The organism is Chlorogloeopsis fritschii PCC 6912, from assembly GCF_000317285.1.
Taxonomy (GTDB): Bacteria; Cyanobacteriota; Cyanobacteriia; order Cyanobacteriales; family Nostocaceae; genus Chlorogloeopsis; species Chlorogloeopsis fritschii.
This window is the reverse complement of record NZ_AJLN01000084.1, coordinates 20,106-31,847: the sequence shown is the minus strand read 5'-3', so window position 1 is coordinate 31,847 and position 11,742 is coordinate 20,106. Positions and strand designations below refer to the sequence as shown.

General features: G+C 43.5%; 12 protein-coding genes. 6 read left to right on the top strand and 6 right to left on the bottom strand.

Annotated elements, in window-relative coordinates; translation table 11 throughout:
• The first annotated feature begins 78 nt into the window (after positions 1-78).
• Positions 79-2,127, top strand: a complete 2,049-nt coding sequence (locus UYC_RS0115665) for an elongation factor G (protein ID WP_016872663.1) — start codon at positions 79-81, stop codon at positions 2,125-2,127.
• A gap of 106 nt (positions 2,128-2,233) precedes the next feature.
• Here UYC_RS0115665 and UYC_RS0115660 read toward each other — a convergent pair whose 3' ends face one another.
• Positions 2,234-2,515 (bottom strand): DUF433 domain-containing protein, encoded by a 282-nt coding sequence (locus tag UYC_RS0115660; protein WP_016872664.1) that lies wholly within the window; start codon positions 2,513-2,515, stop codon positions 2,234-2,236.
• Positions 2,516-2,631: 116 nt separating this feature from the next.
• Between UYC_RS0115660 and UYC_RS0115655 the strand changes: the two genes are divergently transcribed.
• The 3 genes from UYC_RS0115655 (at position 2,632) to UYC_RS35580 (ending at position 4,494) form a co-directional block, all read left to right on the top strand.
• Positions 2,632-3,279, top strand: coding sequence for a Uma2 family endonuclease (locus tag UYC_RS0115655; RefSeq protein ID WP_016872665.1), 648 nt, complete (start codon positions 2,632-2,634; stop codon positions 3,277-3,279).
• Positions 3,280-3,321: 42 nt separating this feature from the next.
• A complete protein-coding gene (locus UYC_RS0115650) occupies positions 3,322-4,200 on the top strand; it encodes a prohibitin family protein (protein WP_016872666.1) in 879 nt (292 codons plus the stop codon).
• 105 nt (positions 4,201-4,305) lie between these two features.
• A complete protein-coding gene (locus tag UYC_RS35580; RefSeq protein ID WP_026087312.1) occupies positions 4,306-4,494 on the top strand; it encodes a DDE transposase family protein in 189 nt (62 codons plus the stop codon).
• Positions 4,495-4,520: 26 nt separating this feature from the next.
• Here UYC_RS35580 and ctpC read toward each other — a convergent pair whose 3' ends face one another.
• Positions 4,521-5,816 carry a carboxyl-terminal processing protease CtpC gene (ctpC, locus tag UYC_RS0115640; RefSeq protein WP_016872668.1) on the bottom strand — a complete coding sequence of 432 codons (1,296 nt, stop codon included), beginning with the start codon at positions 5,814-5,816 and terminating at the stop codon, positions 4,521-4,523.
• A 29-nt stretch (positions 5,817-5,845) separates the two neighbouring features.
• Between ctpC and UYC_RS37860 the strand changes: the two genes are divergently transcribed.
• Entirely contained in the window at positions 5,846-6,052 is a 207-nt protein-coding gene (locus UYC_RS37860) for a hypothetical protein (protein ID WP_127011286.1), read from the top strand.
• 166 nt (positions 6,053-6,218) lie between these two features.
• On the opposite strand, the gene ispG is transcribed toward UYC_RS37860, so the two are convergent.
• On the bottom strand, positions 6,219-7,445 hold the full coding sequence (ispG, locus tag UYC_RS0115635) for a (E)-4-hydroxy-3-methylbut-2-enyl-diphosphate synthase (protein WP_016872669.1): 1,227 nt from the start codon (positions 7,443-7,445) through the stop codon (positions 6,219-6,221).
• A gap of 633 nt (positions 7,446-8,078) precedes the next feature.
• A complete protein-coding gene (locus tag UYC_RS0115630; RefSeq protein ID WP_016872670.1) occupies positions 8,079-8,957 on the bottom strand; it encodes a LysM peptidoglycan-binding domain-containing M23 family metallopeptidase in 879 nt (292 codons plus the stop codon).
• 248 nt (positions 8,958-9,205) lie between these two features.
• Between UYC_RS0115630 and UYC_RS0115625 the strand changes: the two genes are divergently transcribed.
• Positions 9,206-10,426, top strand: a complete 1,221-nt coding sequence (locus UYC_RS0115625; protein ID WP_016872671.1) for an HhoA/HhoB/HtrA family serine endopeptidase — start codon at positions 9,206-9,208, stop codon at positions 10,424-10,426.
• A gap of 233 nt (positions 10,427-10,659) precedes the next feature.
• Here UYC_RS0115625 and UYC_RS0115620 read toward each other — a convergent pair whose 3' ends face one another.
• Together UYC_RS0115620 and scpB are read right to left on the bottom strand one after the other, a co-directional pair.
• The gene (locus UYC_RS0115620) at positions 10,660-11,007 is read right to left on the bottom strand and encodes a DUF760 domain-containing protein (RefSeq protein WP_016872672.1); all 348 of its coding nucleotides are present in this window, start codon (positions 11,005-11,007) and stop codon (positions 10,660-10,662) included.
• A gap of 104 nt (positions 11,008-11,111) precedes the next feature.
• Positions 11,112-11,642 (bottom strand): SMC-Scp complex subunit ScpB, encoded by a 531-nt coding sequence (gene scpB, locus UYC_RS0115615; protein ID WP_016872673.1) that lies wholly within the window; start codon positions 11,640-11,642, stop codon positions 11,112-11,114.
• Positions 11,643-11,742: the final 100 nt, after the last annotated feature.

The window sequence follows — 11,742 nt, the reverse complement described above, 5'->3', positions numbered from 1 at the left end:
TTCGTTAAATAACCGTTTTGATCCCTGCATCAATTAAGGATAACGCGGCTAGATGTGGCTAACCGCAAGGGAGGTTTTATGAACGAAAAAGTAAATTCGGGTTCGCGAAATGTTGCAATTGTCGGCCCATATTTAAGTGGGAAAACGACTTTACTAGAAAGTTTGTTATTTGTAACAGGAGCTATTTCCCGCAAGGGCAGTGTCAAAGATGCTAACACCGTAGGAGATAGTGCTCAAGAAGCACGCGATCGCCAAATGAGTGTGGAAGTTAGCGCTGCTAGTGCCGAGTATAACGGCACTCGCTTCACCTTTATTGACTGTCCCGGAAGTGTAGAATTTGCTCAAGAAACTTACAACGCCCTCATAGGAGTCGATGCGGCAATTGTTGTTTGCGAACCCATCAACGATCGCGTCCTCACCCTTGCCCCTCTATTTAAATTCCTCGACGATTGGGAAATTCCCCACCTCGTCTTTGTCAACAAAATGGATCGGGCAAACATCCATGTCTTAGAAACACTACACGCCCTCAAAGCTGTTTCTAGCCGTCCTTTAGTAGCGCACCAATACCCAATTATGGGAGGGGAGCAGCTAATTGGCTTTATCGATTTAGTCACCGAGCAGGCATATCATTATCATTTAGGCGCGGCTGCCGATCCCGTACCGTTTCCCGAAGAACTTAAAGCAGAAGAACACGCTGCTAGAGCAGAAATGCTCGAAGCTTTAGCAAACTTTGACGATCACTTACTAGAAGAACTTTTAGAAGACATCGAACCACCCCAAGAGGAAATCCTCAAAGATTTAAAAATGGAATTAGGGGCAGATTTGGTAGTGCCAGTATTCTTTGGTGTTGCCGAACAAGATTATGGTGTTAGGCCCCTACTAGAAGCCTTATTACGAGAAGCTCCCGAACCCGAAACTACAGCAGAGCGTCGTTTAAGTAAAATCAAAGACAATGCCACTTTAGCCCAGGTGTTAAAAACTTACTACACACCCCAAGGCGGCAAACTCTCCTTAGTACGTGTTTGGCAGGGTAAATTAACCGATGGTATAGTCCTCAATGGCATTCGTGCTGGTGGTATTTATCGCCTCATGGGGCAACAATTGCAGCAAGTTAATCAAGTTGGGGCTGGAGAAATTGTTGCTTTAAGCCGAATGGAAGGCATCAAGACTGGAGATACACTTTCGACAAACTCGCAAGCAGTGCAATTACCCAAAGTCGAACAACTAGAACCAGTTTATGCCCTTGCCATTATTCCCGAAAAACGCAACGATGAGGTGAAGTTGAGTGGTGCTATCACTAAGCTGTTAGAAGAAGATCCATCTTTGGCTTGGGAACAACACGGCGACACTCACGAAGTTATTCTCTGGGGACAAGGCGAGATTCACCTACAAGTGGCACTAGATCGCCTGCGTCGCAAGTATAATTTGCCGATGACGACTCACTTACCACAAGTACCTTACAAAGAAACCATCCGCAAAGCAACTTCATCGGTTCACGGGCGCTACAAGCACCAAAGCGGCGGGCACGGACAGTTTGGTGATGTTTATCTCGACATCAAACCCTTAGGACGTGGTGAAGGTTTTAATTTCAGTGAAACCATTGTTGGCGGCGTCGTTCCCAGACAGTATATTCCCGGTGTAGAAACAGGCGTGCGGGAATTTTTAGCACATGGGCCTTTGGGTTTCCCTGTAGTAGATGTGGCGGTTACACTGACTAATGGTTCTTACCACAGCGTTGATAGTTCCGAACAGGCATTTAAACAAGCTGCCCGCTTGGCAATGCAAACAGGATTGCCCCAGTGTCAACCCACTCTTCTAGAGCCAATTATCCGCGTGCAAGTGACAACACCTAGTGAATTTACCTCTAAGGTAATGCAACTTTTAACTGGCAGACGGGGACAAATCTTGGGTTACGAAGCAATCCATGATTGGCAAGGCTGGGACAATATCACAGGTTACTTGCCCCAAGCAGAGATGCAAAACTTTATCGTGGAATTGCGATCGCAAACACTCGGCGTCGGTTCTTTCCACTGGGAATTTGATCATCTCCAAGAAGTGCCAGATAAACTTGCCGAACGCATCCTTGCCGCTAATAGTGGTAATGGTGGTAACGGCAACAGCAAATAATTTTGGATAAATCCAGAATTCACCATTTTCCAAGTTTTAGATCCCCGACTTTTTTGAAAAGTCGGGGATCTGAATATTGTGGGTGTCCTTGATTTTATACGAGCTGTTAGTTTTTGCGATCGCGTGCAGCTTGACGCAATTTCTCGAACTCAGCTTCACCTTCTCTCAAATAGGCATCTATCGCTTCTCTGTTTGCTAAATAAAATGCGATCGCCCCATAAACCTGCTCAAGGGTTAATACCGGAAAACTTTGAACAATCGCTTCCGGCGATGTGCCATTTAAGAAAGCGTAAACAACCGAATCCAGAGAAACACGGCTTTCTTTAATCCAGTAACCGTTCTTTCGCCATTCAACATACTGCTTATGAATGACTGGTATTGGCGTCATAGAGTTGTATAAGCACTAATAGCTGTTTTTAGTATAGATTAGCTAATACCTTTTGACTGCTATGATAGTTCCATACTGGCTTTCGCAAGCTCAACCTAAGATTTCGGTGGTTATTGATGGTAACACTTCAATTGCGGCAATTAAGTGTTCCGCCGGGACATAGAGTTATTCTCCATGATATTAGCTGGCAAGAATTTGAGGCTATTTTAGAAGAGCTTGGCGAGCATCGGGCTACTCGGCTGGCTTACAGTCAGGGAACATTGGAAATTAGAATGCCATTATCGAAGCATGAGGTAGCCAAAGTTATTATTGGGGATTTGGTAAAAATTCTGCTGGAAGAGTTAGAAATTGACTGCGAGCCTTTTGGCTCAACCACCTTTAAACGTGAAGATATGGCTTGTGGTGTAGAGCCTGATGACTCTTTTTACATTCAAAATCATGTTCGGATGATTGGTAAAGAGCGAATAGATTTGAGATTTGATCCACCCCCTGACTTAGTGATAGAAGTTGATGTTACCTCTAAAACTCAACTAGATGCTTATGAAGCGCTGGGAGTTCCTGAAGTTTGGCTCTATGAAGATAACAAGCTCAAAATAAATATTCTTCAGGATGGAAAATATATAGAGTCAGAAATTAGCCCTACTTTTCCCAATTTGCCTATTTTGCAAGTAATTCCCCAGTTTCTTGAACAGAGCCGAACTATAGGCAGAAGTCCTACACTGAGGACATTTAGGCAGTGGGTGAGAGAGCAAATTATACTGTAGTGGTTAAGTACTTATTGCGTCTTAACTATACAGGAAATAATTATGAATTTTATATTTTCTCTCCTGACAAGCTTGATTGCAATTCTCGTCTTTCTCAACTCAGGAAAGATTCCTAGTGAAAAATCTCGTTGGGCGGTTCGCGGGATTAGTATATTAATTGGTGCGATCGCCATCCTCGCTTCTATTTCCAAAGTCTTGGTAATCGTACCACCTGGTAATGTCGGAGTCATTAACTTATTTGGTCGAGTTAGTGATAATACACTTAGCCCAGGTGTACATTTCGTTACTCCCTTTGCCAATGTCCTCAATTTTTCCACACGGCTGAAGGATATCAAGGAAAACGTAAACGCCACATCACAAGAAGGATTGAGTTTAAATATGGATGTTAGCCTTCAGTACAAGCTCGATCCGCAAAAAGCAGCAACAGTATATAAAAATATTGGTGTGGATGAGAAAGAACTTGTAATTTCTCGATTTCGCTCAACGGTGCGCGCAATTACAGCCAATTACCCAGCAGTCGCTGTTTATTCTACCAAGCGCCAAGAAGTAGCTCAACAACTTGACGAGCAACTCACTCAACAGTTACTTCCCTTGGGTTTTGTGGTGGAGGAAGCACTGTTAAGAGATATCAGAATGCCGGATACTCTCCAAGCTGCGATTCAAGAGAGACTCAAAGCAGAGCAAGAAAGCCAGCGAATGAAATTTGTTTTAGAAAAAGAGCGTCAAGAAGCAGAACGCAAGCGCATAGAAGCTAGAGGAATTGCTGACTCTCAAAAAATTATTTCTAGTGGATTAACTAATTCTGTGCTGCAATTGCGAACAATAGAAGCCACTGAGAAACTGGCACAATCTTCCAACTCCAAAGTAATTGTCCTCGGTGGTGAAAAAGGTACACTACCGATACTCTTGCAGCAACCGTAATAGCTAGTAAAATGCGCCTTGCAATACCCCAAGATCCCCGACTTTTTAGAAAAGTTGGGGATCTGTGTTTTAGGATTGCCATATATTGATTTTTTACTCACAATTATGGAATATCCACAAACCTGGCTAATTGTCAAGTGTCCTGCTGGCAACTGTGAAATTATCCCCAGCACCGAAGCTACTGGGGATGAAAATTCAGAAATTGTAGAGAAGTGGGGGCCTTTTGATTCTCAAGGGGAAGCGATCGCCCGTCGTGTTGGACTAATCAGAGCGGGCAAATGCCAACCCGTATAGACTAAATAATCAGAAATTCTCCATTTTTAATTCTTGTCTGCTCTTGAATCTTGAGCAGCAATTTCCTTGCCTAACACTTCCACCGCTTTAGCAAATTGGGGATCTGCTAAGGTACCGATTTTATCACGCTCGTTCAGCCACAAATCCTGTCTTTGTTTATCATTCAAATCTACAATGATATCCGGGTTAATACCGTGCTTGTTAATATCTTTACCACTAGGAGTATGATACTTAGCAATTGTCACTGCTAAACCAGAACCATCGCCCAGAGGACGTACTGATTGTACTAAACCCTTGCCGAAGGTTTGACTGCCTACTACAACAGCACGCTTATTGTCTTGTAAAGCACCAGAGAGAATTTCACTAGCACTGGCACTACCCTTATCTACCAATACCACTAGGGGTTTATTTGTCAAAGCGCGTCCATTCGCAACTTCCTTTTCTACCTCACCCCTGCGGTCAATCGTGGAAACAATCCCGCCTTTATCCATCCACATTCTGGCAATTTCCACACTGGAGAACAACAAGCCACCAGGATTACTTCGTAAATCTAGAATATATCCAGTTACCTGTTTGTTTTCTAAATTTTTAATTGCGTCTCGCATTTCTTTTGACGCATTAGCGCTGAATTGCTTGAGGCGAATGTAGCCAATCTTACCTGCTGGAGATTCTTTTAAAGAATATTCCACAGGATGAATTTCAATCCGTGCCCGTGTAATTGTGAATTCTTTTTGCTGATTGTTGCGCAGAATTGTGAGTTTAACTTGAGTCCCTGGCTCACCTCGGATTAGGGCTACAGCTGCATTCGTATCCATGCCTTCTGTGCTTTTACCGTTAATCTTGAGGATAATATCTTTTGCCAAAAGGCCAGCTCTAGAAGCTGGTGTGTCATCAATTGGGGCAATTACAGTCAGTTTTTTGGTTTTTTCGTCCAAACCAATTTGGATACCAATACCAGTCAATTCGCCAGAAGTATCCACTTGCATACTTTTGAACTCTTGTGGATCCATAAATCGGGTGTATGGATCTTCAAGTTTCTTGAGCATTTCGCGGATGGACTTATAAGCTTCCTGCTTGTTGGTGTAAGACTTGTTCAAGTACTCACGACGTACAGCTTGCCAATCCACCTGATTAAAGGTGCCGTCTACGTATTGGCGGTTAATAACTTGCCAAACTTCATCTATTAATTCTTTGGGACTTTCTTCAAATAAAGCCTGTCCTCGCGAATGAATACCAAGACTAGTAACCGCGATTGTGGATAAAGTCACAACCGTAGCACCCAAAGTAAGCCCAGTACTTATGGTCTTTCTTGCAATCGCCATGATGAGAGCTGCGCCAGAGGGACAAAAATTTGTATAAGTATGCTCAATCTAACACAGGCTACCACTGTAGAGATGGAGCAGATTTTGTAATTTCCAAAAAATTGCTTGATGATCCGGCGATCGTGGTATTCGCCTATACAAAAACTAGAGATTGGGGACTGGGAAGAGGAGGGGGAGACAAGGGGAGACGTGAATTACGTTGCTCCTTCCGTGTCAGCTTATCTCTTCACACCTAACCGATAATTTCTAGCCCCTAGCACGCCAGTCGCTACCTTCGGAAGTCGCTTCGCGCCTACAAGTCGGCACTAGACGCGTTCGCCGTCAGGCGTTGCGTTAGCTAGCGGCTTCCCGGAGGGTAGCCGCAAGGGCGCGCTGGCTCCCCTAGTCCCCAGTCCCTATTTTTTAAGGATCAATCCAGCGCCCGTCTGCCTTGATTAGGTTAATTAGCTCCTCTACACCTTTATCCTCAGGTACTTTTTTAATTTCTTCTCTACCACGATAGAGAGAAATATAACCAGGGGTTTTGCCTACATAACCATAGTCAGCATCAGCCATTTCTCCGGGGCCATTCACAATGCAACCCATGACTGCTATATCTAGTCCGGTTAAATGTTTGGTAGCTTCCCGGACTTTGTGCAGTACTTCTTCTAGGTTAAACAAAGTACGCCCGCAGGAAGGACATGCAACGTACTCAACCATAGTTTTCCGCAATCCCAAGGCTTGCAGAATACTGTAGCAGACGGGAATTTCTTTTTCTGGAGATTCAGTTAGGGATACTCGAATTGTATCGCCAATACCATCAGCTAACAAGGTAGCAATGCCCGCAGTAGATTTAATTCGTCCGTATTCGCCATCACCAGCTTCTGTAACACCCAAATGCAGGGGATAATCCATACCAAATTCATCCATTCGCTGTGCCATCAAGCGATAGGCAGCTACCATCACTGGCACGCGCGAGGCTTTCATAGAAATTACTATGTTGCGGAAGTCTAAAGATTCACAAATACGAATAAACTCTAGGGCAGATTGCACCATTCCTTCTGGAGTGTCGCCGTAGGTGAACAACATCCTTTCGGCAAGGGAACCATGATTAACTCCAATACGCATGGCTTTACCTTGATCTCGTAAAGAAATCACCAAAGGTTCCAGAGTTTCCCGAATTTTCTCACCGATTTCTTCAAATTCAGCTTGAGTGTATTCAGTTCTGCTGGAGTTTGGTTTTTCAAATACATACAATCCCGGATTAATCCGTACTTTCTCTATATGTTTGGCAACTTCTAAGGCTATTTTCATGCCATTGTGATGTACGTCAGCCACAATCGGCACATCATAATAAGTTTTTATTAATTTTTGTTTAATTTCTGCTAAAGCTTTGGCATGAGCCATGCTAGGTACAGTCACACGGACGATTTCGCAGCCAATCTCGTGTAGGCGACGAATTGCAGCTACAGATCCATCAATATCAAGGGTGTCTTCGTTAATCATTGACTGCACCACTACGGGATAGCCTCCGCCAATGATGACATTTCCAACTTTTACAGGGCGAGTTTTGCGCCGTTTGATTGTTGTATCAAAAGTCGGTTGACTAGATACGGTATTTGATGTTGTGGGCGTGGGCAGAGTTTGCATAACCTTTTAGGTAAAATTGCTGTAGCAAAAATATTTGATTTGAAAATGTTCTGTTTCCCAGATTGCCATACTTGGTGCGCCTTTGGGTAACTCAGTAACGAAAAAAGAACTGAAGACATTAAAGAGATATTTTTGATTTGTCTTGATTGACAAGATATACATTTTCAATGCTTTTTACTTAGAGAGCGATCGCTCTCTAGATAGAATAGGAGCAAAAATATTTTCTTCTCGTTGGAAGGTAACTGGTTAAAAGCAACTTATAAAGTCAAAATTAAAGTACTAGAAATTCACTCACAACTTCTTGCTTGAACTGTTCTTGTCGCAAAAATCAATTTTTAATACTTGCCGAAAGTAGGGTGTAGTGGAAACAATTTCTCCATCCCCTTGTTAAAGTTAATTGATACCCACTCTGCACCCAATTGATTGAAAGCATCTCATGCTAATTCTCCTTAAAGATATATTTAATATCAGAAAACGAACCACAAAGGACACTAAGAACACTAAGGAAGACGTTGGTACTCATTTTTCCGTGACTTGTGCGTAACTTAATTAAGATAAAAATTTGCCCCCATCTCTGTGAGATGGGGGGCTAGTTAATTATTGAAATCAATAGAGGCTAGAAATACAGCAAGTTCATCGCCTCAAATATCCCTTGGGATCTTTCGCCACCCAACCCAAGGATGAGCTAGAACGCACTTCAAAATGCAGATGGGGTTGATTGATTGTTGGTTGTCCACTTGTACCGACAGTACCCAGCAAATCTCCCTGTTTGACTTTTTGACCGACTTTGACTTTGATACTGTCAAGCTGGGCGTAACGGCTTTGTAACCCACCCTCATGATTAACAATTACCAAGTTGCCATAAGTCCCTTGCTCGCCCGCAAACACTACCGCACCTGGCGCGATCGCACTCACTGCTGTTCCCTTGGCAGCTAGCAAATCTATCCCACTGTGGAAGAAAACTTGGCCATTTCTAGGATTAATTTGCCAACCATAGGGAAAACCTACCTGGGCAACTTGCGGTAAAGGATAGCCAATTGTCTGAGGAGGATTAGAGGAAGTGGGCAATGATGCAGTAGCACGACTAGGAGACTTATTTGGTGTTGGAATAAATGCAAATCGAGAAGGTGCTTTACAACCATTCAACTCGAACAGTGCATCCGCACGGACTTTGTATATTTCTGCTAGTTGTTGCCAGTTATTTCCCTTCGGCACTTCCACAACAATGCCATCAAGGGGGGGAATGAGAATTTCGCTACCGACGGCAACCCTACCGTTTTTCAACGCTGGGTTCATGGCAATAATAGTTTCTGGACTCAAATTGTAGCGCTGGGCAATACTCTCTAAAGTATCGCCACGAGACGCTTTATAGCGCTGAAATCGTTCTAGGGCTGGAGTTGGACAAGTTTTGCTGGATGCCTGTGCTAGTACGGGGTTATGGTGTGTGGATACTAGCCCTAAGGCACTGATAAAGCTACACAACAAAACAAGTAGGCGATCGCGAACATTCATGTATATCAAAAGAGTGAGAGTAATGTTTGGATTTGGGGAACTAGTGACAACAGACAACACGTCTGTGGCTCAGGCGATTTCTCTCGATTCTCTATTCCTGATTTGCGATCTCAACCCCAAAGTTCCCAGATCAAATCAAAAATCTTAAACTCTATCGCATTTTATATCAAAATAATCTATCCACTCGGCTTTGGCTTGATTACACTTAGAAATTAGCAACTGCATTGCTGTCCTTGAGTGTAAAGATTATGAAGTTATCTCGGAAACAACTGGCAGTGTATTTTTCCTTAGTCGTGAGCGGTGGTGTATTTGGCGGTAGTGCAGTGTTGTTAGCTAGTACTTATCTCCTGACAAAAAAGCCTGCATTTCAGGAGTTAAGAAATGTAACAACAGCTTTGCCCTCAAATACCGTGGTGTCCAATTCTATCAAAGGCAGTATTCTTCCTCCGATTGGAAGTGATAAGGTCAATTTTATTGCTAGCGCAGTACAAAAAACTGGGCCAGCAGTAGTACGGATTAATGCGACGCGCAAAGTAGCAAATCCAATTTCTGAAGCTTTTAAAAATCCGCTATTACGTCGATTTTTTGGAGAAAATGAAGAACCAATTCCCCAAGAAAAGATTGAGCGCGGTACAGGCTCTGGATTTCTTTTAAGTGCAAATGGAGAGATTCTCACCAACGCTCATGTAGTAGCAAGTACAGATACAGTACAAGTTACCCTCAAAGATGGTCGAACTTTTGAGGGCAAGGTTGTAGGAGTTGACGCTATGACTGATTTGGCAGTGGTGAAAATTCCTGCCAAGAGTTTGCCTACAGTTAAATTAGGAAATTCACAAAACTTAATACCCGGAGAGTGGGCGATCGCTATTGGCAATCCCTTGGGTTTAGACAATACAGTGACTATCGGCATTATCAGCGCAACCGATCGCACTAGCGCTCAAGTAGGCGTACCAGAGAAGCGAGTTAGCTTTATCCAAACCGATGCCGCTATTAACCCTGGCAATTCTGGTGGCCCTTTGTTGAATGCTGAAGGAGAGGTAATTGGCGTCAACACCGCCATCCGTGCCGATGCCCAAGGATTGGGTTTTGCCATCCCCATTGAAACTGCCGCCCGTATTGCCCAAGAACTGTTTACTAAAGGGTATGTCAAACATCCCTTTTTAGGAATTGAAATGGTAGATCTCTCTCCTGCCAAAAAACAGCAAATCAATCAAGAAAACAATCTTAACATCAAGCAAAATACTGGTGTTGCTATCAAAGGGGTTCTAGAAAAATCGCCGGCACAGCGGGCAGGGCTGCGCCCCGGAGATGTAATTTATAAAGTTAATGGCAAACCAGTCAAAACTGCTGCCCAAGTCCAAAAGTTAGTGGAATCCAGCAGTGTGGGAGATATACTCCCCATCGAAATTGTACGTGATGGAAAAAATCAATTATTTAAGGTGCAGTCAGGAGCTTATCCTCAAAAGTAGTCATTAGTACAAGAAGGCAGAGGGCAGAAGGCAGTAGACGCGTTCGCCATCAGGCATTGCGTTAGCTAGCGGCATATCCGTTGGTAGGCAAAGGGCAGTCCCTATAAAAGAAGTTTCAACACCAAACATGAAAATCTAATTCCCCGCGTCTTTGCGTCAGAGTGTTGCCGTCTATTTGAAGGCTAGTCTGCCTAATCTCTTTTGACTAATGACTTTTGGCTATGGGCTACTGGTTAATGATTATTTGCCAAATGATCTAACTGCATCCGTTGTTCCATCTGGCGTAGAAAATACCCTGTCATCATTGCCGATGCAAGAAGCCCGGCAAGGTTGTCGCGATCCGTTGTAATTTGGACGTTGAAATTTTCAGCAGGCAGCATCCCAACCAACCCTTGGACGTTTTGCGAAATAATTTGTTTAATTTCGGGGCTGACGGACTGAGCGACGCTGGCTAAAACTTCTGGAGACTGATGCTGCAGATATTTGAGTAACTGGTTGGGGTTTTCCTCAAAGTTGTCACTCAGATGCTGATGCGGGTGTTGCTCAAAGTTGTCATTCAAAAAATCAGGATCAAACACCATTGGCAATTTAGTTTAGCGGAGTTGCTAATTCTACTCTAAACCATAGTATAAGGTTGAGACATATTTCCTCAGCTATGAGTCACCTACAACCAAAGTAGCAACTGTCATTCTGATTCTGAAACTGATTCTAATTTAAGTTCTAGTTGTCGCTCTTGTTGGCTGCTGGAAAATGGTTGGGGGAGTTGCTCGATTTGGAAATACTGATGAAATTTGGGTGTCACCTGTAGCGAATAAGAACGAGAATCACTATTTCGACGTTTCTTAACAAAACCAAGCTCGACAAGTTCTTGAACGTGTTGATAGGCTCCAGAACCCCGTAGATTTATTAAATCACTTTGCAGCATTGGGCCGTTGAGAGCGATCGCGGCCAAAGTTCGCAATGCCCCCAACCCCAATTCTACAGGGATGAGAGTTTGCACCAACTCATGAAAATCAGACCGCAGTTGTAGACTGTAGCCATTAGGCGTTTCAACAACTTCTAGAGCACTATCTCGACGGGCATACTCATCAATTAATTCGATAATCCCCTCCTCAACGGTAGTGCGATCGCAGGCGGCATACTCTGCAATTTCGCCAATTGACAGGGGTTTACCTTTCAAATAAAGAATCGCTTCTATCTTAGTTGCTGCACTCATTAGTCGTTGTTCATTGGTCATTAGTCATTAGTCATTGGTCATTCGTACAAATGACATTAAATGCCTGTAAGACGGCTGCCTCTAGAGCAGGACAAATGAC

What these genes read in the sequence shown, in the direction of transcription:
- UYC_RS0115665 (WP_016872663.1), top strand. Translation starts at nt 79, where the DNA reads ATGAACGAAAAAGTAAATTCGGGTTCGCGAAATGTTGCAATTGTCGGC.
- UYC_RS0115660 (WP_016872664.1), bottom strand. Translation starts at nt 2,515, where the DNA reads ATGACGCCAATACCAGTCATTCATAAGCAGTATGTTGAATGGCGAAAG.
- UYC_RS0115655 (WP_016872665.1), top strand. Translation starts at nt 2,632, where the DNA reads ATGGTAACACTTCAATTGCGGCAATTAAGTGTTCCGCCGGGACATAGA.
- UYC_RS0115650 (WP_016872666.1), top strand. Translation starts at nt 3,322, where the DNA reads ATGAATTTTATATTTTCTCTCCTGACAAGCTTGATTGCAATTCTCGTC.
- UYC_RS35580 (WP_026087312.1), top strand. Translation starts at nt 4,306, where the DNA reads ATGGAATATCCACAAACCTGGCTAATTGTCAAGTGTCCTGCTGGCAAC.
- ctpC (WP_016872668.1), bottom strand. Translation starts at nt 5,816, where the DNA reads ATGGCGATTGCAAGAAAGACCATAAGTACTGGGCTTACTTTGGGTGCT.
- ispG (WP_016872669.1), bottom strand. Translation starts at nt 7,445, where the DNA reads ATGCAAACTCTGCCCACGCCCACAACATCAAATACCGTATCTAGTCAA.
- UYC_RS0115630 (WP_016872670.1), bottom strand. Translation starts at nt 8,957, where the DNA reads ATGAATGTTCGCGATCGCCTACTTGTTTTGTTGTGTAGCTTTATCAGT.
- UYC_RS0115625 (WP_016872671.1), top strand. Translation starts at nt 9,206, where the DNA reads ATGAAGTTATCTCGGAAACAACTGGCAGTGTATTTTTCCTTAGTCGTG.
- UYC_RS0115620 (WP_016872672.1), bottom strand. Translation starts at nt 11,007, where the DNA reads ATGGTGTTTGATCCTGATTTTTTGAATGACAACTTTGAGCAACACCCG.
- scpB (WP_016872673.1), bottom strand. Translation starts at nt 11,642, where the DNA reads ATGAGTGCAGCAACTAAGATAGAAGCGATTCTTTATTTGAAAGGTAAA.